A 23511-nucleotide genomic window follows, 5' to 3' on the forward strand; every position below is an offset into this window, starting at 1 on the left:
ATCATGGCGGTTACCGTTTCTCCACAGCGCGATGCTGTCGCCAATCCCGATGCCCTCGCCAATCCCTTTCATCGCGCCCTGCGCGAAGGGTTCTATGCCGGCGCCATCGCGCTCGGCCTGTTCGTGCTCTTCATCGGCCTGAAAACCGACCAGAACATCTCCAATGAGCTGATCCTGGTGCCGCGGTGGGCTCTGCTCGCCATCGTGGTGATCGCCGTGGCTGCCGGACGTTTTCTTTTCGTCGCCTACGGCTTGGCCGGTCGCGCGCAGGTCTTCAAGCTGTCGTATTTCATCGCGGCCGTCGTCATAGCGGTCGTGGTGCCCATTTTGACTTGGGCCGGTTTGTTTGAATGGTTAGGGCCGTTCGTTGCCGGCTCTCTACGAATCCTCTGCGGGTTGGCGGCCGTTTATGCCCTGGTATCAGTATTCGTTTATTTTCGTGCCCGCGGCGGCTCCGTCTTCCAATTTCCGTATTTCATTGGCGCCGTCGTCATAGCAGTCGCGGTGTCCATCTTGAGTTTGACCGGCTCGCTCGAGGGATTGCTCGGACCATTCCTTGCCGACTTTTCCCGATTCCTGCGCGGACTGGCTATCATCTATGCCTTGGCCTCGGTGTTTTTCTATTTTCGCAGATTTATCGGTGCCAACAGTTCCATATTAGGCCTTGCGGCGTTGCTGCTTTATCCGGTTGTCGTGGTGCTGGTTCTCGCCGCAATGTCGCGATCATGGGTGGCCGGTTTCCAAGGCTCGCTGCTGCTGGTCGACAATTTCGGCATCCAGATCCTCATCTATGTGATGCTGGCCTGGGGCCTCAACATCGTCATCGGTCTCGCCGGGCTACTCGATCTCGGTTACGTCGCCTTCTATGCGGTCGGCGCCTACGCCTATGCGTTGCTCGGCACGCATTACGGCCTGTCGTTCTGGATCCTTCTGCCCGCCGCCGGCGCCATGGCCGCGCTCTGGGGCGTCATGCTCGGCTTCCCGGTGCTCAGGCTGCGCGGTGACTATCTGGCGATCGTCACCCTTGCGTTCGGCGAGATCATCCGTCTGGTGCTGATCAACTGGCGCGAGGTGACCAACGGCTCAGCCGGTATCACTGGCATCCCGAAAGTCACCTTCTTCGGCCTGATGACCTTTAATGTTTCCGATCCGAACTACATCGCCAAGGTGCTGCACCTCGCTACGTCGAGCGCCTACTACAAGATCTTCCTTTATTATCTGATCCTAGGGCTCTGCCTTGTCACCGCCTTCGTCACGATCAGGCTGCGCCGCCTGCCCGTCGGGCGCGCCTGGGAAGCGCTGCGCGAGGACGAGATTGCTTGCCGCTCGCTTGGCATCAACACCACGACAACCAAGCTGACGGCATTCGCCACCGGCGCGATGTTCGGCGGTTTCGCCGGCTCGTTCTTCGCGGCACGCCAAGGTTTCGTCAGCCCGGAATCCTTCGTCTTCCTGGAATCGGCGATCATCCTGGCCATCGTCGTGCTCGGCGGCATGGGTTCGCTCGTCGGCATCGCGATCGCCGCGATGGTGATGATCGGCGGCACGGAAATCCTGCGCGAGCTTGATTTCCTGAAGGTCGGGATGAAATGGGGCGACGTCACGGTGCTTCCCGGCTTGGGCTCAGACTTCACACCTGAGCTCTACCGCATGCTTCTGTTCGGCATGGCCATGGTCATCGTCATGCTGTGGAAGCCGCGCGGCTTTGTCGGCAGTCGAGAACCGACGGCCTTCCTGAAAGAGCGAAGAGCGGTCTCTGCGTCCTTCACCAAGGAGGGACACGGCTGATGGACACGCAAGCTTCCACGAACGATATCATCCTACAGGTCGAGCACCTGTCGATGAAGTTCGGCGGCCTGGTCGCCATCGGCGATCTGTCCTTCCAGGCCAAGCGCGGCGAGATCACCGCGCTTATCGGCCCCAACGGCGCCGGCAAGACGACCGTGTTCAACTGCATCACCGGCTTCTACAAGCCGTCGGAAGGCATGATCTCGCTCAACCGGAAGGACGGCTCGACCTATCTGCTCGAGCGTCTGCCCAACCATGAGATCCCGGCACGCGCCAAGGTGGCGCGCACCTTCCAGAACATCCGCCTGTTCTCCGGCATGACGCTGCTCGAGAACCTTCTGGTTGCCCAGCACAACAAACTGATGAAGGCCTCGGGTTATACCTTCCTCGGCCTGTTCGGTTTCCCGAGCTATCGTAAGGCCTCGGCCGAATCGATCGACCTCGCCAGGCACTGGCTGGAAAAGGCCGACCTGGTCGACCGCGCTGACGATCCGGCCGGCGATCTGCCCTATGGCGCGCAACGCCGCCTGGAGATCGCGCGTGCCATGTGCACCGGGCCCGAGCTTCTCTGCCTCGACGAGCCTGCCGCCGGCCTCAATCCGAAGGAATCGGCCGCCCTCAACGAGTTGCTGATGGGCATCAAGGCCACCGGCACGTCGATCCTGCTCATCGAGCATGACATGTCGGTGGTCATGCAGATTTCCGATCACGTCGTCGTTCTGGAATATGGCCGCAAGATTTCCGACGGCAATCCGCAGTCGGTCCGCACCGACCCGCGCGTCATCGCCGCCTATCTCGGCGTCGACGACGAGGAGGTCGAGACGGTGTTGACCGAGGTCGGCGATGAGGATGTCATCGAGCAACTCGACACCGGTCCCGACGCCGCGCATGGCCCCGGTTCGTCGTCGTCCTATCTCGCCGGGCCGGTGAGCGACACGATCGGCCACAGCGAGGGCGAGCGCGTGACGGTGTCGAAGGGCGCGTCGAAAGCGGCTCAGGTCGATGCGCGCGCCGCATCCATAGCCAGCGTGCCGGTCGTGCCGCCAACCGCGGAACCCGCTCCGGCAAAGCCGGTCGCGAAAGCGGCGAAGAAACCGGTTGCCAAAGCGCCAGCGAGACCGCCGGTTGCGGCGAAAGCCGGCGGCATCTCCAACCGCCTCGATGCGCCGCGCGACGGCAAGGCCGACAGCCTGATCCGCATCAAAGGCATCGGCCCGGTCAACGAGAAAAAACTCAACGAGCACGGCATCTTCCATTTCGACCAGATCGCCGCCTGGAAGAAAACCGATATCGAAGCGGCGGAAGCTTATCTTGCCTTTGACGGTCGCATCACGCGCGAAGACTGGATCGGCCAGGCCAAGGCGCTTGCGAAGGAAGTGGCGGCCAAGCCCGCGACGCGTGGAGGGCGCAAATAATGGCCGGCACAACGCTGCTCGATATCAAGGGCGTTCAGACCTTTTACGGCAACATCCGGGCGCTGAACGGCGTCGACGTTTCCGTCAACCAGGGGGAGATCGTGGCGCTGATCGGCGCCAACGGCGCCGGCAAGTCGACGCTGATGATGACCATCTTCGGCGCGCCCCGAGCCCGTGCCGGCACCATCACTTTCGCCGGTACCGACATCACCCAGTTGCCGACGCATGAGATCGCCCGCATGCGCATTGCCCAATCGCCGGAAGGACGCCGCATCTTCCCGCGCATGACGGTGATGGAAAACCTGCAGATGGGCGCCAGCCTCGACAACCTCAAGCACTATGACGAGGACGTCGAGAAGGTGTTCACGCTGTTCCCGCGTCTCAAGGAACGCATCGGCCAGCGTGGCGGCACGCTGTCGGGCGGCGAGCAGCAGATGCTGTCGATCGGTCGCGCGCTGATGGCGCGGCCGAAGCTGCTTCTGCTCGACGAGCCGTCGCTGGGCCTGGCGCCGCTGATCGTCAAGCAGATCTTCGACGCCATCCGCGAGCTCAACAAATCCCAGGGGCTGACCGTGTTCCTGGTCGAACAGAACGCCTTCGGTGCGCTGAAACTCGCCGACCGCGCCTATGTCATGGTCAACGGCAACGTGACGATGAGCGGCACCGGCAAGGAACTGCTCGCCAATCCGGAAGTGCGCGCCGCCTATCTCGAAGGCGGACATCACTGATAAGGGTCACCATAATGCAAGGCATTCTCTACGAAGAGGCCAATATCTTCCAGTTTCTGTTCGTCACCTGCCTGCTCGGCGGTTGGGCGGCCTGGATGACGGGCAAGGCGGCGGCACAGACCTGGCGTAGCTACGTGCAGTTGTTCTTCTACATGCTCGGCCTCGGCATCGGCATCAGGTTTATCCATCATGCCTTGTTCGGCGGCACGATGTTTTCGCTGCACTACTACATCATCGATACCATCGTGCTGATGATATTGGGCTTTGTCGGCTATCAATACACCCGCACCAGCCAGATGGTGACACAGTATAATTGGCTCTATGAAAGAGCTTCCTTATTGAGCTGGAAACCGAAAGGTTGACGTTCACCATTAACGCCGTTTCGGGGATGAATCGGCGTGACAAGTGCCTGAAAATCGGCATTCTATGCTTTCTGCGATAAGGGTGGGCATCGCATGAAAGTGTCATCCACGCCCACTCCGTAAATGGGAGCGTTTCAATGAAAAAATCACTCTTGTCCGCCGTGGCGCTGACCGCGTTCGTCGCGTTCAGCGGCAGCGCGTGGGCCGCGGATATCCTGATCGGCGTTGCCGGTCCGATCACCGGTCCGAACGCTGCGTTCGGCGCACAGTTGCAGAAGGGCGCCGAGCAGGCGATCGCCGACATCAACGCGGCGGGCGGCGTCAACGGCCAGCAGCTCAAGCTCGAGATCGGTGACGACGTCTCCGATCCCAAGCAGGGCATTTCGGTGGCCAACAAGTTCGTCGCCGATGGCGTCAAGTACGTCGACGGCCACTTCAACTCGGGCGTCTCGATCCCGGCTTCGGAAGTCTATCAGGAGAACGGCATCCTCGAGATCACGCCGGCCGCGACCAACCCGAAGTTCACCGAGCGTGGCATGTGGAATACCTTCCGCACCTGCGGTCGCGACGACCAGCAGGGCAAGGTTGCCGGCGACTACATCGCCAAGAACTTCAAGGACGCCAAGATCGCTATCGTCCACGACAAGACGCCTTACGGTCAGGGCCTTGCCGACGAGACCAAGAAGAACCTGAACGCCAACGGCATCACGGAAGTGATGTATGAAGGCGTCAACGTCGGCGACAAGGACTTCTCGGCGCTCATCGCCAAGATGAAGGAAAGCGGCGTCACGCTCATCTACTGGGGTGGCCTGCACACCGAAGCCGGCCTGATCATCCGTCAGTCGGCCGACCAGGGCCTGAAGGCGCCACTGTTCTCGGGTGACGGCATCGTCTCCAACGAACTGGCCTCGATCGCGGGCGACGCCGTTGCCGGCACGCTCAACACCTTCGCTCCGGATCCGCGCAAGAATCCGGCCGCCAAGGAAGTGGTCGAGAAGTTCCGTGCTGCCGGCTTCGAGCCGGAAGCCTACACGCTCTACTCCTACGCCGCCGTGCAGATCATCGCCCAGGCGATCGCCAAGACCGGTTCGGCCGACGACGCGCAGAAGGTCGGCGAGACGATCCGGGCCAACACCTGGAAGACGGCCATCGGCGACATCGGCTATGACGCCAAGGGCGATATCACCCGTCCTGACTACGTCATCTACGAATGGAAGAAGGGCGACGACGGCAAGTACAGCTATTTCGAAAAATAAGCCGGCTACAGAAGTCGACTTTTCGCGATGCCCGGCGCTTGCGCCGGGCATTTTTCGTTGACGCGATGGGCCGACCTTCGGGCGGCCTTGACTGGCCTTGGGAACACCGCTTGCGATCTTCTCCTTGGCGGCAGCAAGGCGACAGCGATGCCGGTGGCGCAAATAGGGGACCTAAATCGTTTTAGATGTCGCGCGATTCTGTTTGCACTGCAGCATTTTCACGTTAATCATTGCGCCGGTTTATCTTCCCTTACGCTGCTGGAGCCCTGTCCTTGGCCATCACGAAGATCCTCGTCGCCAACCGGTCCGAAATCGCCATTCGCGTCTTTCGCGCGGCCAACGAGCTCGGCCTTAAAACCGTGGCGATCTGGGCGGAGGAGGACAAATATTCGCTGCATCGCTTCAAGGCAGACGAGAGCTACCAGGTCGGGCGTGGACCACATCTCGCCAAGGACATGGGGCCGATCGAGAGTTACCTGTCGATCGATGAGGTGATCCGCGTCGCCAGGCTGTCCGGCGCCGACGCCATCCATCCCGGTTACGGCCTGTTGTCGGAGAGCCCGGAATTCGCCGAGGCCTGCGGCGAAGCCGGCATCACCTTCATCGGCCCTAAGCCGGAGACGATGCGCAGGTTGGGCAACAAGGTCGCCGCGCGCAATTTGGCGATCGAGGTTGGCGTGCCGGTGGTGCCGGCCACCAATCCGCTGCCCGACGACATGGAGGCGGTGAAGAAGCTTGCCGCCGAGGTCGGTTATCCGGTCATGCTCAAGGCCTCTTGGGGCGGCGGCGGCCGCGGCATGCGCGCCATCCGCGCCGAAGCCGACCTCGCGCGCGAGGTCATGGAAGGCAAACGTGAGGCCAAGGCCGCCTTCGGCAAGGACGAGGTCTATCTCGAGAAGCTGATCGAGCGCGCCCGCCATGTCGAGGTGCAGGTGCTTGGCGACACGCACGGCAATGCCGTGCACCTGTTCGAGCGCGACTGCTCGATCCAGCGCCGCAACCAGAAGGTCGTGGAGCGCGCGCCGGCGCCTTACCTGAGCGAAGCGCTGCGCCAGGAGCTCTGCGGCTACGCGCTGAAGATCGCGGGCGAGACCAGCTATATCGGCGCCGGCACGGTCGAGTTCCTGCAGGACGCCGACACCGGCAAGTTCTATTTCATCGAGGTCAACCCGCGCATCCAGGTCGAGCACACCGTCACCGAGCAGGTCACCGGCATCGACATCGTCAAGGCGCAGATACACATCCTCGACGGCTTCGCCATCGGCACCAAGGAATCCGGCGTTGCGGCGCAAAAGGACATCCGGCTCAACGGCCACGCCCTGCAATGCCGCATCACCACCGAGGACCCGGAGCACAATTTCATTCCGGACTATGGCCGCATCACCGCCTATCGCGAGGCGGCAGGCTTCGGCATTCGCCTCGATGGCGGCACCGCCTATTCCGGCGCCGTCATCACCCGCTTCTACGATCCGCTGCTGGAGAAGGTGACGGCGTGGGCGCCGACGCCCGGCGAAGCGATCGCCCGCATGAACCGGGCGCTGCGCGAATTCCGCATCCGCGGCGTGGCCACCAACCTCACCTTCCTCGAAGCGATCATCAACCACCCGCGCTTTGCCGACAATTCCTACACGACCCGGTTCATCGACACGACGCCGGAACTGTTCGAGCAGGTGAAGCGGCAGGACCGCGCCACCAAGCTGCTCAACTACCTTGCCGATGTCAGCGTCAACGGCCATCCAGAGACACGCGGCCGGCCGATGCCGAAGGCCAATGCAGCCGCGCCCGTGGTGCCTTATCTCAACGGTCATGTCCCGGACGGCAGCAAGCAGCGGCTCGACGTGCTCGGACCTGAGAGGTTCGCCGCCTGGATGCGCGAGCAGCGCCAGGTGCTGGTCACCGACACGACGATGCGCGACGGCCACCAGTCGCTGCTTGCCACGCGCATGCGCACGCATGACATCGTCGGCATCGCCGGCACCTATGCGCGGGCGCTGCCGCAGCTCTTGTCGCTCGAATGCTGGGGCGGAGCGACCTTCGACGTCGCCATGCGCTTCCTCACCGAGGATCCCTGGGAACGGCTCTCGCAAGTGCGCGAAGCCGCGCCAAATCTCCTGCTGCAGATGCTTCTGCGCGGCGCCAATGGCGTCGGCTACACCAACTATCCCGACAATGTCGTGCAGCATTTCGTCAAACAGGCAGCCAGCGGCGGCGTCGACCTGTTCCGCGTCTTCGACTGTCTGAACTGGGTCGAAAACATGCGCGTCGCCATGGACGCGGTCGGCGCCGAGGGCAAGCTCGTCGAAGCGGCGATGTGCTACACCGGCGACATCCTCGATCCGGCGCGCGCCAAATACGATCTCAAATATTATGTCGGCCTGGCCAAGGAGCTGGAAGCGGCCGGCGCGCATATCATCGCCGTCAAGGACATGGCCGGCCTGTTGAAGCCGGCCGCGGCGCGGGTGCTGTTCAAGGCGTTGCGCGAAGCGACCGACCTGCCGATCCATTTCCACACGCACGACACGTCCGGTCTGTCGGCGGCAACGGTGCTGGCGGCGGTGGAAAGCGGCGCCGATGCCATCGACGCGGCGATGGATTCTTTCTCCGGCAACACCTCGCAGCCTTGCCTCGGTTCCATCGTCGAGGCGCTTAAGGGCACCGAGCGTGACCCTGGCCTCGACCCGCAATGGATCCGCCGCATCTCCTTCTACTGGGAAGCGGTGCGCAACCAGTACGCCGCCTTCGAGAGCGACCTCAAGGGGCCGGCCTCGGAGGTCTATCTGCACGAGATGCCGGGCGGCCAGTTCACCAACCTCAAGGAGCAGGCGCGCTCGCTGGGTCTCGAGACGCGCTGGCATGAGGTGGCGCAGGCCTATCACGACGTCAATTTGATGTTCGGTGACATCGTCAAGGTGACACCGTCCTCCAAGGTTGTCGGCGACATGGCGTTGATGATGGTGAGCCAGGATCTCGCCGTCGCCGATGTCGAGAACCCGGCCAAGGACATCGCTTTCCCGGACTCGGTCGTGTCGATGCTGCGCGGCGATCTCGGCCAATCGCCCGGCGGCTGGCCCGCGGCGCTGCAAAAGAAGGCGTTGAAGGGCGACAAGCCGATCACCGTGCGGCCGGGCTCGCTTTTGAAAGCGGCCGATCTCAAGGCCAGCCGCAAGGACATCGAGGCAAAGCTGGAGCGCAAGCTCTCGGAATATGAATTCGCCTCGTGGCTGATGTATCCGAAGGTGTTCACCGACTTCGCCGCCGCGCAGGAAACCTACGGGCCGGTAAGCGTGCTGCCGACGCCGACTTATTTCTACGGCATGAAGTCGGAAGATGAGATTTTCCTCGACATCGAGAAAGGCAAGACGCTGGTCGTGCGCTGCCTGGCGCTCGGCGATGTCGACGAGAAGGGCATGGTCACAGTGTTCTTCGAGCTCAACGGCCAGCCGCGCCGCGTGAGAGTGCCGGACAGGGCGCATGGCGCATCGGCGGCCAAGGCGCGGCGCAAGGCCGAGCCCGGCAATGAAGCGCATGTCGGCGCGCCGATGCCTGGCGTGGTCTCGGCACTCGCCGTGGCGTCCGGACAGGCGGTCAAAGCGGGCGATGTGCTGTTGTCGATCGAGGCGATGAAGATGGAAACGGCACTCCATGCCGAGCGCGACGGCGAGATCGCCGAAGTGCTGGTCAGGGCCGGCGACCAGATCGATGCCAAGGATCTTCTCGTCGCCTTCAAGTGACGGCTTGAACTAGAAGTCGAATGGTCGACTGACAGCAGTCGTCCACAGCCGACCGATAGTGGCTTGACCCGCCGCGCCCGCTCGGGCAGGGAACCCGCTCCAATTTGGCACGGCGGGAATCGCCTTGCCCCCAGTAGACGCGGAGAGAAGAAATGGCCGACGAGATCACCGAGACCAGCCAGACTGTAGCCGCCGGCCAGCTGCGCGCCATCATCGAGCGCATCGAGCGCCTCGAGGAAGAAAAGAAGACGATTTCCGACGACATCAAGGACGTCTACGCCGAGGCCAAGGGCACGGGTTTCGACACCAAGGCGGTCCGCACCATCGTGCGGCTGCGCAAGAAGGATCAGGCCGAGCGCCAGGAGGAGGAGACCATCCTCGATCTCTACAAGGCCGCGCTCGGCATGGTGTAACCCTCATGGCCGGAAGCCGGCCATGAGTGAGTTCGACTTCGGCGGCCGCCGTGCCTCGGAGTTCCGCCATCGCGGCTTCTGGACGCTGTTCGCCGAACGGCATCCTGAAGAAAGAGCCAGGCTGGCGCGCCGTGGTCCCTGGTTCTGGCAACGTGGAATGCCTGACTTCGCCCTGGTGCTTTCCATGTATGTCGCGCCGGCGCAAAACCATGTCGGCGTCTTTTTCGGCCGCAATGAAAAATTCGGCGCCACGCAGTCCTGGTCGCGGCTGAAGCCGTTCCAGCCGGCGATCGAAGCGAGGCTGAAGCTGAAGCCGGAGCAGAGCGCGCAAGGCCTTGGCATCAATTCGCTGTGGCATGTTAACTGCTATGCCGAAGACAACTGGCCGGCCATGACCGACTGGCTGGTGACGGAATGCTCCCGTATCGAAGAAGCGGCGAGTGCGGTTATAGGGCAGGATCGCCCGTGACAGCGGACTTTTTCCACGCGCGCTGGCGAGGCGAGGCGCCGCTCGACCGGCTGTTCTGGCGCGACATGCTGCTTGTCGGCACCTTGCTCAGCATCGCCTCGTCGGCGCTCGCTCTAATCCTGTTGGGGCTGAAGCTGCCGCTCTGGCTGGTGCTCGCGGTGCACTTCCTGCCGGTGCCCTACAACATCTTCCTCACCATTGCCGTCTGGCGGACGGCGGAGAAGGCCGGCGGCCTCAAGGCCCAGGCGATCATGCTGGGCTCGGCGCTCTGGTTGATCGCGACTGTCGTCGCTTGAGAAACTTTTCCATCGAGCAATTCCTGACGGAAAACCGCGTCACACTTTTCCTGGCATTGCTCCTATGAAAAAGGACGGCCGAAGCCGCCCTTTCCTTGAAATCCGCGATGATGGTTCAGGCCGTCGGCTCGAAGCGCAGCGCCACGCCGTTGATGCAGTAGCGCAGGCCGGTGGGCGGCGGGCCGTCCTCGAAGACATGGCCGAGATGGCTGCCGCAGCGCGAGCAGTGGCATTCGGTGCGGACCATGCCGTAGCTGCGGTCGACGGTGTTCTCGATCGAACCCGGGACCGGATCGTTGAAGCTCGGCCAGCCGGTGCCGCTTTCGAACTTGAGCTTGGATTCGAACAGCGGCTGGTCGCAACCGGCGCAATAGAAAGTGCCGGCGCGCTTCTCGTAAAGCAGGGCGCAGCTGCCGGGGCGCTCGGTGCCGTGATTGCGCATGACGGCATACTGCTCCGGCGTCAGCCGGGCGCGCCATTCGGCGTCGGTGCGGGTGACAGGATAGGTGTGGGTGTCCATTGGATCTCCTCAGCCTTGGCGGCTCGTTATTGGTTTCAACCGGATATTCGCACCAACATAGGCATTTGTTACGCGATTTTCCTGCATTTTCGATCGACTGTCACGCGATGGCCGCGAGATAGCGGGCGACCGATGCATCGAAGGCCGTTCTCGCGTCGCCGATGATGTTCAGGTCCCACCATGCGCCTCGGATGTCGTCGAAGTCGAAGGGCTCGAGTGCTGCCGCGATGCGGCGCACGGCGGCCGCGTTGAGCGGTATCTGGTTCGGATAGCTATACATGAAGCTGACATGGCGGCGGGTCGGGGTCACCTGCACCGTGTCGCCGGTCAGGATGGCGTTACCGCCGTCACGCGCCCAATGCAGCACCTGGCTGCCGGCAAAATGGCCGCCGCAGCGGATCAGGGTAAGCGATGGATTTATGGCAAGCGTCTCGCCTTGCCAGCTGACGATCGACGGATGTGGCCGCATGATCCATTGGCGGTCGTCGGCGTGGAGGTAGATCGGCACGCCGCCAAACGCGTCGCTCCATTCCGCCATCGCCGAATAGAAATGGCAGTGCGAGATGGCAATGGCCGCCAGGCCGCCGCGGCGGTTGATTTCCGCCACGGCCTCGTCGGTCACCATCGGAATGCAATCCCACAGAACGTTGCCGTGCGGCGTCTGCACCAGCTGCGCGCGCTGGCCGATGGCGAAGCGTGGCTCGATGCCGAAGCCAAGCACGCCGGCATCATCTTGCATCACCAGCCCATGCGTGGCGGCGAGCTCGTCAGGCGTGATCCAGGCCTGGCCCTCCCAGCGCACGAATTGACGCTCGTCCTCACAGATCGGGCAATTGCCCGGCGGTGTTTCTGTTGCGGCAAACTGGACGCCGCATTGCACGCAATGGAAACAGGTCAACGAATTCCCTTTCGATGCAGTTCAGTGCTTCCTCGACAGCTGCTTCGTCGCGCCTTCCAGCCCGGCCAGCGTAAGCGGAAACATGCGGCCGCCGAAAATCTCGCCGATCAATTGGGTCGAGTGCGTGTAGCGCCAGTTCTTCTCGGCTTCCGGGTTCAGCCAGATCGCGTTCGGCCATTGCTGCAACAGCCTGGCCAGCCAGACATTGCCGGCCTCGGGATTCCAGTGCTCGACCGAGCCGCCGGGATGCATGATCTCGTGGGGGCTCATCGCCGCGTCGCCGACCACGATCACCTTATAGTCCGGTCCGTATTTGTGGATGAGGTCGAAGGTCGGGGCCGTCTCGGCCAGGCGACGGCGATTGTCCTTCCACACGCGCTCGTAGAGGCAGTTGTGGAAGTAGAAATATTCAAGCTGGCGGAATTCGGCACGGGCGGCCGAGAACAACTCCTCGACGCTTTTGATGTGGTCGTCCATCGAGCCGCCGACGTCGAAGAACATCAGGAGTTTTACGGCGTTGCGTCGCTCGGGCCTGGTCTTGACGTCGAGATAACCGCGCTCGGCGGTGGCATGGATGGTGCCCGGCAGGTCGAATTCTTCCTCAGCACCCTCGCGCACCCAGCGGCGCAACCGTTTCAGCGCCACCTTGATGTTGCGGGTGCCAAGCTCGACCGCGTCGTCGAAATTCCTGAACTCGCGCTTGTCCCAGACTTTCACCGCGCGGCGGTTACGGCTCTCGTGCTGGCCGATGCGCACGCCTTCGGGATTGTAGCCATAGGCGCCGAAGGGCGACGTGCCGCCGGTGCCGATCCATTTCGAGCCGCCCTGGTGGCGGCCCTTTTGCTCCTCCAGCCGCTGCTTCAGAGTTTCCATCAGCTTGTCGAAACCGCCGAGAGCCTCGACCAGCTTTTTCTCTTCCTCGGTCAAATGCTTTTCGGCGAGGCGGCGGAGCCATTCTTCCGGGATGTTGGCGACATCGACCGCCTCCGGTCCGCCGAGTGCCTCGACGCCCTTGAAGACATGCGCGAACACCTGGTCGAAGCGGTCGATATGGCGCTCGTCCTTCACCAGGGCGGCTCGGGCGAGATAGTAAAAACCCTCGACGTCGTAGTCGACCAGCCCGGCTTCCAGCCCCTCCAGCAGCGACAGATATTCCCTGAGCGAAACGGGAACCCGCGCGGCCTTCAGTTCGAGGAAGAAAGGAATGAACATCAGTCTCTACAACAGATCATACTCGATGAAACCCGTGCGGCGCGCGACATGGTCGTAGAGTTTGCGCGCCGTGGCGTTGGTCTCATGCGTCATCCAGTAGACGTTCTTGACGCCGATCTTGCCGGCTTCGTCCTGCACCGCCTTGATCAGAGCCGCGCCGACACCTTTGCCGCGGACATCGGGGTCGGCGAACAGGTCCTGCAGGTAGCAGTTGTTTTTCTCGGACCAGCCTGAGCGGTGGTAGAGATAGTGGGTGAGGCCGACGGCCTTGCCGTCGAGCGTGGCAATGAAACCCTTCGGCTCGAACTCGCCGGTCGTGAACAGCCGCTTCCAGGTCACGGCGTAGACCTCTTCCGGCAGCTTGGTCTCGTAGAAGGTGAGGTAGTCGGTCCATAGACGCTTCCAGTCGGCGTGGTCGGACGGCGCGAGCGGACGGACAATAATCTCAGACATTTCATCTCCTCCGAAGGGGTTCTGGCCGAAGCTGCCTTTCTGGCCGGCTGGCCGCAACAGTCCACAGCCGGGGAAGCGCTATTGCTGCCGCCTTGCCATGAACGCCAGCCGCTCGAACAGATGCACGTCCTGTTCGTTCTTGAGCAGCGCGCCATGCAGCTTGGGCAGCGCGTTCTTCGGGTCGGCGCGCAAATCTTCCGGTGCGATGTCGTCAGACATCAGCAGGCGGATCCAGTCCAAAGCTTCGGAGGTCGATGGCTTCTTCTTCAACCCCGGCACCTCGCGGATCTCGTAGAACTGGGTGAGTGCTGCCCGCACCAGATTCTGCTTGATGCCGGGATAGTGCACGTCGACGATGCGGTGCAGCGTGTCGATGTCGGGGAAGCGGATATAGTGGAAGAAGCAACGGCGCAGGAAAGCGTCGGGCAGTTCCTTCTCGTTGTTCGAGGTGATGATGACGATCGGCCGGACGGCGGCACGGATCGTCTCGCCGGTTTCGTAGACGAAGAACTCCATGCGGTCGAGTTCCTGCAGCAGGTCGTTGGGGAATTCGATGTCGGCCTTGTCGATCTCGTCGATCAGAAGCACGACCTTTTTCGAGGCGGCGAAGGCGTCCCATAGCTTGCCGCGCTTGATGTAGTTGCTGATGTCGCTGAAGCGGTCGTCGCCGAGCTGGCTGTCGCGCAGCCGCGAGACGGCATCATACTCATAGAGGCCTTGCTGCGCCCGTGTCGTCGACTTGACGTGCCATTCGATGAGGTCGAGGCCAAGCGCCGCCGCAACCTGGCGGGCAAGCTCGGTCTTGCCGGTGCCCGGCTCGCCCTTGACCAGCAAGGGCCGCTCCAGCGCGATCGCGGCGTTCACCGCGACCATCAGATCCTTATCGGCGACATAGGCCGCCGTGCCTTCGAAACGCATTCTTGCTCCTTATTCGTCGATCGCGACCGTAAGGATGCTGTCCGGCCTGTGCAAGGGCGCGCCGGCCGCGACGAACGGGCTTGAAACCTGGACCCGAAAATATCCGTTGCTGCAGCAAAGGCCGCATGGCGGGCCGAAAGGACAACAGCGTGAAAGACGAGATATCAGGCAAAACGGCACTGCAGCTCGTCGTCGCGGTGCTGGCGGCGACACCGGTCGTGGTCGGCATCGAGGGTATCGCATCCGGTCCGGAGTTCCTGCATACAGTCCCGCCCCGGCCGATCGATCTCGACAGCCACTTCCGCTTCCTGTCCGGGCTTTTCCTGGCCGTCGGCATCGCCTGGTACAGCTGCGTGCCCGGCATCGAGACAAAGACGGAGCGGTTCCGCCTTTTGGCGGCATGCACCTTCGCTGCTCTCGCTATTCACAACCGGCGTACCCTCGCGGGGTCACATCGCCGGCCTCTGCGTTGAACTCGTGGCAGTGCCGGCATTGGTCTGGTGGCAGGCACGTGTCGCGAATAAAGCGGCTGAAAATGCCTGCCTCTCTGGCGCTTAGCCGGCCATCGGCCTATATTGAGCTCGGCGGTCTGCGCTTCCCGGCAGGAAACACTTTTCCCCGGGGCCTTAACGATCCTTAGGGAGCTGTCCCTGGGAAGACCCGTGGGTTTTCTCACACGGCGCCCACCTACTTTGTAGGCACCCGGGATCGACCTTTCCACCGGTTGTGTGGATCGTCACTGTCTCGATTTCGAGAGACTCGCGCTAGAAAACGTCGCTTCTGCAACGCCATCCAAATCCAGCCTTTTCTAGCGTCACGGCATGACCTCTTCCAAAGACCTGAAAAAACAGCTTCGCAAGGAAGCGCTGGCGCGACGCGATGCGCTGGACGAATTCTGGCGCGTGGAGATCGCGCTTGAAATGGCCGAAACCGCGAAAGAGAAGATCGCGCTCGAGCCCGGCCAGATCGTCTCCGGCTTCTGGCCCATGCGCTCCGAGGTCGATGTCCGGCCCATGATGTTCGCGTTGCGCGAGAAAGGCGCCAGGCTCTGCCTGCCGGCGATCCTCGACAAGACCACGATCGTCTTTCGCGAACTGGTGCGCGGCGCGCCGATGGTCGAGATGGGGTTCGGCACGGTCGGTCCGCATGAAGAAGCGGAAGTGCTCGATCCGACCATGATGCTGGTGCCGCTTGCCGCCTTCGACGCGCGCGGCCATCGGATAGGCTACGGCGCCGGCTACTACGACCGGGCGATCGCCAAACTCGCCGCCAAGGGCATCACTCCCAGGCTGATCGGCATCGCCTTCGATTGCCAGGAAGTCGAGCGCGTGCCGGAAGAGGACCATGACGTCATCGTTTCGGAAATATTGACCGAGAGCGGGCTGCGCCGGTTCATAGCTTGACGTTCATGCCCGTCTGATCGATACTACTGAATTCCAGTAGGTCTGCATGCTTGAATTCGAGTGGGATGACGAGAAAGCAGCGGGCAATCTTGCCAAGCATGGTGTGGCATTTTCCGATGCCAGGCGCTGTTCGACGACATCCACGCGTTGCACTATTCCGATCGCTCGATGAATTACGAGGAAGAGCGGTTTATTGGCCTCGGCATCGTCAATGGGGTGCGCTGACGGTGGTTTACACCGAGCGCGACGACCGAATAAGACTGATCTCCGCCAGGAAGGCGGCGCGCCATGAGTAGAAAGCATATGACCAAGCACGCAGGGACTGAAACCGAGACTGATTGGGATCGCCTGCGCGACATGAGCGACTCAGATGCGGAAGGTGGCGCCTTGGCGGACAAGGACAATCCTCCGATCCGCACGGATCGGTCGGATATGGCGCCTGTTGCGCGGGTCAAAGTGATACGCAGCGCTTTGCACCTCACACAGGAGGAGTTTTCCGTCCGCTATCGCATTCCGCTCGGTACGCTGAGAGACTGGGAGCAGGGAAGAACAGAGCCGGACCAGGCTGCGCAGGCCTATTTGCAGGTTATCGCCAAGGAGCCGGACACGGTGTCGCGGGCGCTCGGTACGCGTAGCGCCGCATGAGACTTCTTTTCCTCGGCGACATGGTTGGCAAGACAGGGCGCACGGCGGTGTGGGAACAGCTGCCCGGACTGATTTCGGACTTCAAGCTCGATTTCGTCGTCGTCAATGGCGAGAACGCCGCCGGTGGTTTCGGCATCACTGAAGAGATTTTTCGCGAGACGCTCGCCGCCGGCGCCGATGTCGTCACCACCGGCAACCATGTCTGGGATCAGCGCGAGGCATTGATCTTCGCCCCGCGCGAGGAGCGTTTCCTGCGCCCTTCCAATTTTCCCAAGGGCACGCCGGGGCGCGGCTCCGGCGTCTATATCGCCAGGAACGGCGCGCGGGTGCTGGTCGCCAACGTCATGGGCCGCGTCTTCATGCATCCCGAGCTTGACGACCCGTTCCAGGCCGGCGAGCGCGAGCTTGCCGCCTGTCCGCTTGGCGAGCAGGCCGATGCCGTGGTCTTCGATTTCCATGCCGAGGCGACTTCGGAAAAGATGTGCTTCGCGCATTTCGTCGACGGCCGCGCCAGCCTGGTCGTCGGCACGCACACGCACCAGCCGACCGCCGATCACCATATCCTCAATGGCGGCACCGGCTATATTTCGGACGCCGGCATGTGCGGCGATTATGATTCCTCGCTCGGCATGGACAAGGAAGAGCCGCTCAACCGTTTTCTGTCGAAAGTGCCGAAAGGACGTTTCGAGGCGGCAAACGGGCCGGCGACGCTGTGTGGCGTCGGCGTCACCATATCCGACCTAACCGGACTTGCGGAGAAGATCGCGCCGTTTCGTCGCGGGCCACGGCTTGAAGAAACGGCGCCGTCTTTCTGGTCCTGACGTTGATATAGAGGTTTTTAGTACCTAACTGCCGGCGACACTGCTCTAGATCGTAGGGGACGACCTCCATGCAGGTTATAGAATTCCTGGCGCCGCATTTTCATTTTATTTCCGATCCAACAGCGTGGGTCGCGCTTTTGACCCTTGTGGTGCTCGAGATCGTGCTCGGCATCGACAATCTGATCTTCATCTCGATCCTGACCAACAAATTGCCGGAAGCGCAGCGGGCCCGCGCGCGCCGGCTGGGCATTTCGGCGGCGCTGATCATGCGGCTGGTGCTGCTCGCCACCATCTCCATCATCGTGCAGCTGACGACGCCGGTGTTCACCGCGTTCGGGCACGGATTCTCCTGGCGCGACCTGATCCTGATCGCCGGCGGCCTCTTCCTGGTCTGGAAAGCGACGAAGGAAATCCATCACACAGTCGATCCGGAGGACCATCAGGATTCGATCGTCGGCGGTACGCTGCAGATGAGCCTGGCCGGCGCGATCTTCCAGATCCTGTTGCTCGACCTCGTCTTCTCGATCGATTCCATCATCACCGCCGTCGGCATGACCGACGAGATCGCTATCATGTATATCGCGGTGATCGTGGCGGTGAGCGTGATGATGCTGGCGGCTGGCCCGCTCGCCAATTTCATCGCCAGGAACCCCTCGATCGTCATGCTGGCGCTGGGCTTCCTTTTGATGATCGGCATGACGCTGATCGCCGACGGCATGGGCTACCATGTGCCCAAGGGCTACATTTACGCCGCCATGGGCTTTTCGGCGCTGGTCGAGGGCCTCAACATGCTGGCGCGGAGCCGGAAGAAGCAGAGGTCCGGCAGCGGGCATTGACCGCCGGCAGGACCTTGCGGGAGAGTTTCAGCTCTCCCGCTACTCTCATTTGCGCTCTGAAGTCGGCAATTCACCACGCATTTCGCTGGGATAGAATCCCTCGCGCAAATTGATGCCGTATTCGAGATAGGCCTTCATGCAGGCCAGCATGTGCGACCAGCCTTCGCAATTGCCGTAGGACGACTTGCGGCCTGCCTCGTCCTCATACCAGCCCGTCTCGACGATGGTGACGAAGGTGCCGCCATCGTCGAGCGGCTCGAAATTCATCTCGATCCTGGTCTTGTAGGGCGGTCTGACGTCTGGGCCGCTGCCATCCCAACGCATGACAATGCGCTTGTCGGCGATCACCTCGTCGACCTCGACCGGCACTGCCTTCCACCAGGTGACGGTGGTGCCGGCGACCAGCGGAGCGGACGCCCCGCCGATGGTGGTGAAATAGCCGCTGAGCTTGGTCGGGTTGACGACCGCGTCGAAGACCTCGGCGACCGGTTTGCCGATGCGTCCGGAAATCTTGAATCCAAGGGACATATCCACAGCTCCTTATCTTGATCGTCAATACAATATGTTATAGAAACATAACATGTCAAGCCAAACCGCGGACGATCATGTTTTCAAGGCCTTGGCGCATTCGCGCCGGCGCGAATTGCTGGATCTCCTGAAGGATCAACCGCGGACCACGGGCACGCTTTGCGAGGCGTTTCCCGACATGGACCGCTGCACGGTGATGATGCATCTCAAGGTGCTGGAAGATGCCGATCTGGTCGTGGCCAGGCGCGAGGGGCGCGAGCGCTGGAACCATCTCAATGCCTTGCCGATCAAGCAGATCCACGATCGCTGGATCAGCCAATATGCCGGCCATGCGACCAGCATCCTCGACCGGCTCAAGTCCGACCTCGAGGGGTGAGTTGGCTGCGCAGGCAGGTGTAGAGCTTCGCTGTACGGCGCGGCTGGACGAATTGAGCCAATTTATCTATAAGCCGGCCATTCCGACAAAGAGCGCCGTGTGCCTTCGCAGGCAATCTGGGACGTTCTGAAAATTTGAATTCGAGCGTCCGGCCGGCGAAGGGAAATCACTTTGCCTCGGGTGCTCTAGCCGAACACGACAGGGGTGCCATGGCTGGCCATTCACAGTTCAAGAACATCATGCACCGCAAGGGCCGCCAGGACGCGGTGCGGTCGAAGATGTTTTCCAAGCTGGCGCGCGAAATCACCGTCGCCGCCAAGAGCGGGACGCCCGACGTATCGATGAACCCGCGCCTGCGCCTTGCCGTGCAGAATGCCAAGGCGGTGTCGATGCCGAAGGACAACATCCAGCGCGCCATCAACAAGGCGTCGATGGGCGATGCCGAGAACTACGAAGCGGTGCGCTATGAAGGCTACGGCCCGGGCGGCGTGGCGCTGATCGTCGAGGCGCTGACCGACAACCGCAACCGTTCGGCCTCCAATGTGCGAGCCGCTTTCACCAAGGCCGGCGGGGCGCTCGGCGAAACCGGCTCGGTGTCGTTCATGTGGAACCGCGTCGGCGAGATCTACTATCCGGCCGCCGCCGGCAGCGCCGACAAGGTGATGGAAGCCGCGATCGAGGCCGGCGCCGATGACGTCGAGTCCGACGAGGAAGGCCACACCATCTATTGCAGCTTCGAGAGCATGGGCGAAGTGTCGAAGTCGCTCGAATCCGCGCTCGGAGAAGCGGAGTCCGTGAAGCCGATCTGGCAGCCGCAGAACAACGTTCCTGTCGACGAAGAACGCGCGCAGTCGCTGATGAAGCTGGTCGCCACGCTCGAGGACGATGACGACGTGCAGAGCGTCTACGCCAATTTCGAGGTCGACGACGAGACCATGGCCAAGCTCAGCGCGGCGTAAGTTTCTGACCGTCACGCCGAAGTGTAGAGGAACACCATAGTCAACGACTCCCCGCCCAACGTATAGCTCAACGAGTTATCGACGGGGAGGGGAGATGACTGGCGACAGGATTGAGGTTGCCACTGCGATGGCCTGGCCTCGCCGGGGTGGCATATGGCGTCGGTTCCTCGCTTTGGCCGTCGACTACCTTATCTTGATCATACCCCTCTATTTTCTGGTTGCTGGCCTGTTGCTAGCGGCCGGCGGTGGGGATCACTTCGTAGAAATATGCAGGTCGGGCAAGGTGGACGGCGGTCTGTTACCCGAACGTTGGCAAGTGTGCAAATCGTATAACTCCGACTTTCCAGTTGCCGATCGGGCGGTCGAAAAAGCGAAGATGGCCCAGCTTGCAAAGTCCGAGACGGTTTTAATCAAAAGTGGTTCGGAGGAAACGTTTCAACTTACGGCATTGGATCAGGGTTTCCTCCAGTTATCCGTTCTGGCGATCTATCTTCTTGTCATGGAGACGGTCTTTGGCCGATCAGTCGGCAAGCGGGCTTTGGTGCTCGTCGTTTATGACAGGGATAACTGGCAAAGGAGAGGCTTGCCCTTGCAAAAGGCGTTTCGTCGACAGCTTATCAAGTTTCTCGGCGCTATCCCCCTCGTACTGACGGGAGCCTGGTCTGCCTTTGAGACCTGGGGAAGCGTTCCAACACCTGCGCCGAGCTATTCCTGGCTGGAAGTCGTTACTACCTTGGCTTTGATCTGGCCGCTCTGGATCGGAATTTCGATAGCGTTGGGCCTTGAGCCGATCCATGATCGGATAGCCGGCACAACCGTCCGCACCCGCGAGAAATACAAATGAGCCTTCTTCAGAAACCCCGGATCGTCATCAGCTATTGCACGCAGTGCCAATGGCTGCTGCGGGCCGGCTGGATGGCGCAGGAGCTCTTGTCCACCTTCGGCACGGATCTCGGCGAAGTGACGCTGGTGCCGGGCACCGGCGGCAGCTTCACAATTTCCTGCAATGACGTGCTTGTCTGGGACCGCAAGCGCGAAGGCGGCTTTCCGGATGCTGCGAAGCTCAAGCAACTGGTCCGCGACGTCATCGATCCGGATCGCGATCTTGGTCATTCGGACCGCAAAGGCCATAGGACAAGGGACCCGGCCTGAGGCCGGGTCCTTGCGTGAGCCGGGCGACCTTCAGATCAGCGCCATGATGAAGCAGCCCATCGCCACGATGGCGGTGACGGTGCGGACGTGGTTCCACATCACCCATTCGCTCAGATAGTTCGTCCAGACGGCAGCACCGTTGGCGCTGGCGGGATCGACGGCGGCCAAGGCATCGTTGAGCGGCACGTTGAACACCATGGTCACGATCGGATTGCCGATAAAATAGAGCACGGCGCCGGCAAGCAGCCAATAAGTGCCAGACTGGCTCCAGCCCAGGAGAGCGGCGGCGATCAGCACCAGGCAGATGAGGCCGGTGCCGAACAGCGCCGTCATGAAGGTCGGCGTGATCACCGTGATGCTGATCGAATTCATGGCGGCGATGCCCGCAGGGACGGGCAGCCGGGCAAGTGCGGCCATGACGAAATTGGAGAAGGCGAAGAAGACACCGCCGACGACGCCGGAGCCAATCGCGGCAATGAAGGTCAGGGTGGGAAGAAGCTTGGTCATCTCAGTCACTCCAGATGCCGCTAGCGGCGGTTTCGGTTGCGTAGGCGGAAAAGTCCCTGGGCTGGCGGCCGAGCGCGCGCTGCACGCCGTCGGTCAGCGTCTCGTTGCGGCCGTCGAGCACCTCGGTGAAGAGTTCGTTGAGCAGCCAGGCGATTTCCGGCGGCAAATTGTGGGTCGCTACTGCCGACGTGAATTCGGCATGCGAGATCTGCCGGTAGCTTATGTCGCGGCCGGCGGCCTTGCCGATCTCGGCGACGGCCTCGGCAAAACTCAGCAGCCTGGGACCGGTGAGTTCATAGAGCTGGCCGATATGGCCGGGCCTGGTCAGCACGGCTTCGGCGACATCGGCGATGTCGTCGACGTCGACGAAAGGCTCGCCGACATTGCCGACCGGCAGCGCGACTTCGCCTTCGATAATGTTTTCGACGAGGAAGCCCTCGCTGAAATTCTGCGAAAACCATGAGCAGCGCAGGATCGTCCAGTCGGCGCCCGAGGCCTTGACCATCTCCTCGGCGCGCTGCGCCTCGGTCTCGCCGCGGCCGGAGAGCAGCACCAGCCGCTTGATGCCGCGCGCGACGGCAAGCCCGGCGAACGCCTCGACCGTTTCAGCGGCGCCCGGCACCGCAATGTCAGGATAGTAGCTGATGTAGACGGCACCAGCGCCGTCCAGCGCCGCATCCCAGGTGCTCCTATCGAGCCAGTCGAAGGACGGCGTGCCCGCGCGGGAGCCAATGCGGACGTCAATGTTGCGAGTGGTCAGTCGGTTGGCCAGACGGCGCCCTGTCTTACCGGTGCCGCCCAAGATCAGAATCGGTTTGCGGGTGATGTCAGTCATCTCGGTTTCCTCGTTCATAAACATGAGAAGTCCTCACATTTGCAAAATGTGATAAACCCTCGTATTTTGTGAGTCAAGCGAGGTTTTCGAGATTCTTTTCCGGAGAAGGCTATGGAAGGCAGGATCGCCGCGAAGGCGGAACAGGATGGAGCCGTCGCCGCGCCGCGCCGGGCGCCGAGCCAGCAGCGCAGCCGCGAGCGGGTCGAGCGCATGCTTGCCGCCGCCTCGGCCTTGATTGCCGAGCAGGGCAGCGATGCCATGCGCATGGGGGAGGTGGCCGAGAGGGCGGGCGTCTCGATTGGCTCTCTCTACCAGTTCTTTCCAGACAAGCGGGCGATCGTCTGGGCCCTGGCCGAGCGCCGCACGGCCGAAGGCCAGGCTTGCATCGCCGCCGCGCTCAAGGATGTCGGCGACGCCGAAGGCCTGCGGCAGGCATTTTCCGGGCTGGTCGACATCTACTACGGGCTGTTCCTGGCCGAGCCGGTGATGCGGGATATCTGGTCAGGGACCCAGGCCGACAAAGCGCTACGCGAACTGGAGCTTGCCGACAGCCGGGCCAACGCTGAATTTCTTGTCGCGGCGCTGAAGCGTCTGAGGCCCAAGGCCGATCCGGCCGAGCTGGAGGCGACGGCGCTGCTCGTCTGGCAGATGGGCGAAGCAGCAATGCGGCTGGCGATCTCTGTCGACCGCGAGGAAGGCGATCGGCTGGTCGCGGCCTATAAGCGCATGGCGTTGAGGGAGCTGGGGGACGGGTAGAGAGCGCCCCTCTTCGCGTCACTATATGGGGAGAGGATGCCGGCAGGCAGGTTGGGGCAGCGCCGGCCTTGTGATATTGGCGTTCCTCTAAAAATGCACTGTCACCGAATTTCGCCCAATCGCCGGGGCTGGCGCTGCCCCTCATCCGCCCTTCGGGCACCTTGCATAAGCGATGTTGTATGAAGTGGTCGTCTCGTAAGAGACGCCAACGGCCGGGTGGCCACCCGGCCGTTG

27 protein-coding genes and 1 other RNA gene are annotated in these 23511 nt (G+C 62.1%); 20 read left to right on the forward strand and 8 right to left on the reverse strand.

Translation table 11 applies throughout. The features are described from left to right. Positions 1–3 precede the first annotated feature (3 nt). The 9 genes from livM (at position 4) to AB6802_RS27755 (ending at position 10458) form a co-directional block, all read left to right on the forward strand. Positions 4–1788, forward strand: a complete 1785-nt coding sequence (gene livM, locus AB6802_RS27715) for a high-affinity branched-chain amino acid ABC transporter permease LivM (protein WP_371013395.1) — start codon at positions 4–6, stop codon at positions 1786–1788. Next, positions 1788–3203, forward strand: coding sequence for an ATP-binding cassette domain-containing protein (locus tag AB6802_RS27720; RefSeq protein WP_371013396.1), 1416 nt, complete (start codon positions 1788–1790; stop codon positions 3201–3203). The genes livM and AB6802_RS27720 overlap by 1 nt, the downstream gene beginning before the upstream one ends. Then, the gene (locus tag AB6802_RS27725; RefSeq protein ID WP_371013397.1) at positions 3203–3931 is read left to right on the forward strand and encodes an ABC transporter ATP-binding protein; all 729 of its coding nucleotides are present in this window, start codon (positions 3203–3205) and stop codon (positions 3929–3931) included. Before AB6802_RS27720 ends, AB6802_RS27725 begins: the two co-directional genes overlap by 1 nt. 14 nt (positions 3932–3945) lie before the next feature. Further along, positions 3946–4293, forward strand: a complete 348-nt coding sequence (locus AB6802_RS27730) for a DUF6867 family protein (protein WP_371013398.1) — start codon at positions 3946–3948, stop codon at positions 4291–4293. A 137-nt stretch (positions 4294–4430) separates the two neighbouring features. After that, positions 4431–5549 (forward strand): branched-chain amino acid ABC transporter substrate-binding protein, encoded by a 1119-nt coding sequence (locus AB6802_RS27735; RefSeq protein ID WP_371013399.1) that lies wholly within the window; start codon positions 4431–4433, stop codon positions 5547–5549. Positions 5550–5821: 272 nt separating this feature from the next. Further along, positions 5822–9280 (forward strand): pyruvate carboxylase, encoded by a 3459-nt coding sequence (gene pyc, locus AB6802_RS27740; RefSeq protein WP_371013400.1) that lies wholly within the window; start codon positions 5822–5824, stop codon positions 9278–9280. 152 nt (positions 9281–9432) lie between these two features. Continuing rightward, a complete protein-coding gene (locus tag AB6802_RS27745; protein WP_027166762.1) occupies positions 9433–9693 on the forward strand; it encodes a DUF2312 domain-containing protein in 261 nt (86 codons plus the stop codon). Between the two features lie 22 nt (positions 9694–9715). Continuing rightward, complete coding sequence (locus tag AB6802_RS27750) at positions 9716–10162, forward strand: hypothetical protein (RefSeq protein ID WP_371013401.1); 447 nt, start codon at positions 9716–9718, stop codon at positions 10160–10162. After that, positions 10159–10458 carry a hypothetical protein gene (locus AB6802_RS27755; protein WP_371013402.1) on the forward strand — a complete coding sequence of 100 codons (300 nt, stop codon included), beginning with the start codon at positions 10159–10161 and terminating at the stop codon, positions 10456–10458. Before AB6802_RS27750 ends, AB6802_RS27755 begins: the two co-directional genes overlap by 4 nt. A 115-nt stretch (positions 10459–10573) precedes the next feature. On the opposite strand, the gene msrB is transcribed toward AB6802_RS27755, so the two are convergent. The 5 genes from msrB to AB6802_RS27780 form a co-directional block, all read right to left on the reverse strand. Then, a complete protein-coding gene (gene msrB, locus AB6802_RS27760; protein ID WP_371013403.1) occupies positions 10574–10978 on the reverse strand; it encodes a peptide-methionine (R)-S-oxide reductase MsrB in 405 nt (134 codons plus the stop codon). A 100-nt stretch (positions 10979–11078) separates the two neighbouring features. Continuing rightward, positions 11079–11876 (reverse strand): MBL fold metallo-hydrolase, encoded by a 798-nt coding sequence (locus AB6802_RS27765; RefSeq protein ID WP_371013404.1) that lies wholly within the window; start codon positions 11874–11876, stop codon positions 11079–11081. Between the two features lie 21 nt (positions 11877–11897). Continuing rightward, positions 11898–13088, reverse strand: a complete 1191-nt coding sequence (locus tag AB6802_RS27770; protein WP_371013405.1) for a VWA domain-containing protein — start codon at positions 13086–13088, stop codon at positions 11898–11900. Positions 13089–13094: 6 nt separating this feature from the next. Further along, positions 13095–13541 carry an N-acetyltransferase family protein gene (locus AB6802_RS27775; protein ID WP_371013406.1) on the reverse strand — a complete coding sequence of 149 codons (447 nt, stop codon included), beginning with the start codon at positions 13539–13541 and terminating at the stop codon, positions 13095–13097. A 78-nt stretch (positions 13542–13619) separates the two neighbouring features. Continuing rightward, positions 13620–14459: an AAA family ATPase gene (locus AB6802_RS27780; protein ID WP_371013407.1), complete on the reverse strand. Its 840-nt coding sequence runs from the start codon at positions 14457–14459 to the stop codon at positions 13620–13622. Between the two features lie 149 nt (positions 14460–14608). Here AB6802_RS27780 and AB6802_RS27785 point away from each other — a divergent pair, with 149 nt between their 5' ends. The 6 genes from AB6802_RS27785 (at position 14609) to AB6802_RS27810 (ending at position 18164) form a co-directional block, all read left to right on the forward strand. Next, positions 14609–14932, forward strand: coding sequence for a DUF4345 domain-containing protein (locus tag AB6802_RS27785; protein WP_371013408.1), 324 nt, complete (start codon positions 14609–14611; stop codon positions 14930–14932). 110 nt (positions 14933–15042) lie between these two features. Continuing rightward, positions 15043–15198, forward strand: a non-coding RNA gene (ssrS, locus tag AB6802_RS27790) — 6S RNA. 82 nt (positions 15199–15280) lie between these two features. Further along, on the forward strand, positions 15281–15862 hold the full coding sequence (locus AB6802_RS27795) for a 5-formyltetrahydrofolate cyclo-ligase (protein ID WP_371013409.1): 582 nt from the start codon (positions 15281–15283) through the stop codon (positions 15860–15862). Between the two features lie 303 nt (positions 15863–16165). Next, on the forward strand, positions 16166–16507 hold the full coding sequence (locus AB6802_RS27800; RefSeq protein ID WP_371013410.1) for a helix-turn-helix domain-containing protein: 342 nt from the start codon (positions 16166–16168) through the stop codon (positions 16505–16507). Further along, positions 16504–17328, forward strand: a complete 825-nt coding sequence (locus AB6802_RS27805; protein ID WP_371013411.1) for a YmdB family metallophosphoesterase — start codon at positions 16504–16506, stop codon at positions 17326–17328. Before AB6802_RS27800 ends, AB6802_RS27805 begins: the two co-directional genes overlap by 4 nt. A gap of 68 nt (positions 17329–17396) precedes the next feature. After that, entirely contained in the window at positions 17397–18164 is a 768-nt protein-coding gene (locus AB6802_RS27810) for a TerC family protein (RefSeq protein WP_371013412.1), read from the forward strand. Between the two features lie 45 nt (positions 18165–18209). On the opposite strand, the gene AB6802_RS27815 is transcribed toward AB6802_RS27810, so the two are convergent. Beyond that, on the reverse strand, positions 18210–18692 hold the full coding sequence (locus AB6802_RS27815) for an SRPBCC domain-containing protein (protein ID WP_371013413.1): 483 nt from the start codon (positions 18690–18692) through the stop codon (positions 18210–18212). Between the two features lie 52 nt (positions 18693–18744). Between AB6802_RS27815 and AB6802_RS27820 the strand changes: the two genes are divergently transcribed. The 4 genes from AB6802_RS27820 to AB6802_RS27835 all read left to right on the forward strand — a co-directional run bounded on the left by AB6802_RS27820 (position 18745) and on the right by AB6802_RS27835 (position 21179). After that, the gene (locus AB6802_RS27820; protein ID WP_371013414.1) at positions 18745–19068 is read left to right on the forward strand and encodes an ArsR/SmtB family transcription factor; all 324 of its coding nucleotides are present in this window, start codon (positions 18745–18747) and stop codon (positions 19066–19068) included. A 209-nt stretch (positions 19069–19277) separates the two neighbouring features. Then, the gene (locus AB6802_RS27825; protein WP_371013415.1) at positions 19278–20027 is read left to right on the forward strand and encodes a YebC/PmpR family DNA-binding transcriptional regulator; all 750 of its coding nucleotides are present in this window, start codon (positions 19278–19280) and stop codon (positions 20025–20027) included. A 94-nt stretch (positions 20028–20121) separates the two neighbouring features. Then, on the forward strand, positions 20122–20871 hold the full coding sequence (locus AB6802_RS27830; RefSeq protein ID WP_371013416.1) for an RDD family protein: 750 nt from the start codon (positions 20122–20124) through the stop codon (positions 20869–20871). After that, positions 20868–21179: a SelT/SelW/SelH family protein gene (locus tag AB6802_RS27835; protein WP_371013417.1), complete on the forward strand. Its 312-nt coding sequence runs from the start codon at positions 20868–20870 to the stop codon at positions 21177–21179. Before AB6802_RS27830 ends, AB6802_RS27835 begins: the two co-directional genes overlap by 4 nt. A 30-nt stretch (positions 21180–21209) precedes the next feature. On the opposite strand, the gene AB6802_RS27840 is transcribed toward AB6802_RS27835, so the two are convergent. After that, positions 21210–21686, reverse strand: a complete 477-nt coding sequence (locus tag AB6802_RS27840) for a DUF1772 domain-containing protein (RefSeq protein ID WP_371013418.1) — start codon at positions 21684–21686, stop codon at positions 21210–21212. Between the two features lies 1 nt (position 21687). After that, positions 21688–22521 (reverse strand): NAD(P)H-binding protein, encoded by an 834-nt coding sequence (locus AB6802_RS27845; protein ID WP_371013419.1) that lies wholly within the window; start codon positions 22519–22521, stop codon positions 21688–21690. A gap of 111 nt (positions 22522–22632) precedes the next feature. On the opposite strand from AB6802_RS27845, the gene AB6802_RS27850 reads away from it, so the two are divergent. Continuing rightward, the gene (locus AB6802_RS27850) at positions 22633–23277 is read left to right on the forward strand and encodes a TetR/AcrR family transcriptional regulator (protein ID WP_371013420.1); all 645 of its coding nucleotides are present in this window, start codon (positions 22633–22635) and stop codon (positions 23275–23277) included. Positions 23278–23511: the final 234 nt, after the last annotated feature.

This window comes from Mesorhizobium sp. RCC_202 (assembly GCF_041355295.1).
Classification (GTDB): Bacteria; Pseudomonadota; Alphaproteobacteria; order Rhizobiales; family Rhizobiaceae; genus Mesorhizobium.

Bases quoted from the DNA above. Each gene is read 5' to 3' on its own strand.
- livM (WP_371013395.1), top strand. From the start codon at position 4: ATGGCGGTTACCGTTTCTCCACAGCGCGATGCTGTCGCCAATCCCGAT.
- AB6802_RS27720 (WP_371013396.1), top strand. From the start codon at position 1,788: ATGGACACGCAAGCTTCCACGAACGATATCATCCTACAGGTCGAGCAC.
- AB6802_RS27725 (WP_371013397.1), top strand. From the start codon at position 3,203: ATGGCCGGCACAACGCTGCTCGATATCAAGGGCGTTCAGACCTTTTAC.
- AB6802_RS27730 (WP_371013398.1), top strand. From the start codon at position 3,946: ATGCAAGGCATTCTCTACGAAGAGGCCAATATCTTCCAGTTTCTGTTC.
- AB6802_RS27735 (WP_371013399.1), top strand. From the start codon at position 4,431: ATGAAAAAATCACTCTTGTCCGCCGTGGCGCTGACCGCGTTCGTCGCG.
- AB6802_RS27745 (WP_027166762.1), top strand. From the start codon at position 9,433: ATGGCCGACGAGATCACCGAGACCAGCCAGACTGTAGCCGCCGGCCAG.
- AB6802_RS27750 (WP_371013401.1), top strand. From the start codon at position 9,716: ATGAGTGAGTTCGACTTCGGCGGCCGCCGTGCCTCGGAGTTCCGCCAT.
- msrB (WP_371013403.1), bottom strand. From the start codon at position 10,978: ATGGACACCCACACCTATCCTGTCACCCGCACCGACGCCGAATGGCGC.
- AB6802_RS27770 (WP_371013405.1), bottom strand. From the start codon at position 13,088: ATGTTCATTCCTTTCTTCCTCGAACTGAAGGCCGCGCGGGTTCCCGTT.
- AB6802_RS27775 (WP_371013406.1), bottom strand. From the start codon at position 13,541: ATGTCTGAGATTATTGTCCGTCCGCTCGCGCCGTCCGACCACGCCGAC.
- AB6802_RS27780 (WP_371013407.1), bottom strand. From the start codon at position 14,459: ATGCGTTTCGAAGGCACGGCGGCCTATGTCGCCGATAAGGATCTGATG.
- AB6802_RS27795 (WP_371013409.1), top strand. From the start codon at position 15,281: ATGACCTCTTCCAAAGACCTGAAAAAACAGCTTCGCAAGGAAGCGCTG.
- AB6802_RS27800 (WP_371013410.1), top strand. From the start codon at position 16,166: ATGACCAAGCACGCAGGGACTGAAACCGAGACTGATTGGGATCGCCTG.
- AB6802_RS27805 (WP_371013411.1), top strand. From the start codon at position 16,504: ATGAGACTTCTTTTCCTCGGCGACATGGTTGGCAAGACAGGGCGCACG.
- AB6802_RS27810 (WP_371013412.1), top strand. From the start codon at position 17,397: ATGCAGGTTATAGAATTCCTGGCGCCGCATTTTCATTTTATTTCCGAT.
- AB6802_RS27815 (WP_371013413.1), bottom strand. From the start codon at position 18,692: ATGTCCCTTGGATTCAAGATTTCCGGACGCATCGGCAAACCGGTCGCC.
- AB6802_RS27820 (WP_371013414.1), top strand. From the start codon at position 18,745: ATGTCAAGCCAAACCGCGGACGATCATGTTTTCAAGGCCTTGGCGCAT.
- AB6802_RS27825 (WP_371013415.1), top strand. From the start codon at position 19,278: ATGGCTGGCCATTCACAGTTCAAGAACATCATGCACCGCAAGGGCCGC.
- AB6802_RS27830 (WP_371013416.1), top strand. From the start codon at position 20,122: ATGACTGGCGACAGGATTGAGGTTGCCACTGCGATGGCCTGGCCTCGC.
- AB6802_RS27835 (WP_371013417.1), top strand. From the start codon at position 20,868: ATGAGCCTTCTTCAGAAACCCCGGATCGTCATCAGCTATTGCACGCAG.
- AB6802_RS27840 (WP_371013418.1), bottom strand. From the start codon at position 21,686: ATGACCAAGCTTCTTCCCACCCTGACCTTCATTGCCGCGATTGGCTCC.
- AB6802_RS27845 (WP_371013419.1), bottom strand. From the start codon at position 22,521: ATGACTGACATCACCCGCAAACCGATTCTGATCTTGGGCGGCACCGGT.
- AB6802_RS27850 (WP_371013420.1), top strand. From the start codon at position 22,633: ATGGAAGGCAGGATCGCCGCGAAGGCGGAACAGGATGGAGCCGTCGCC.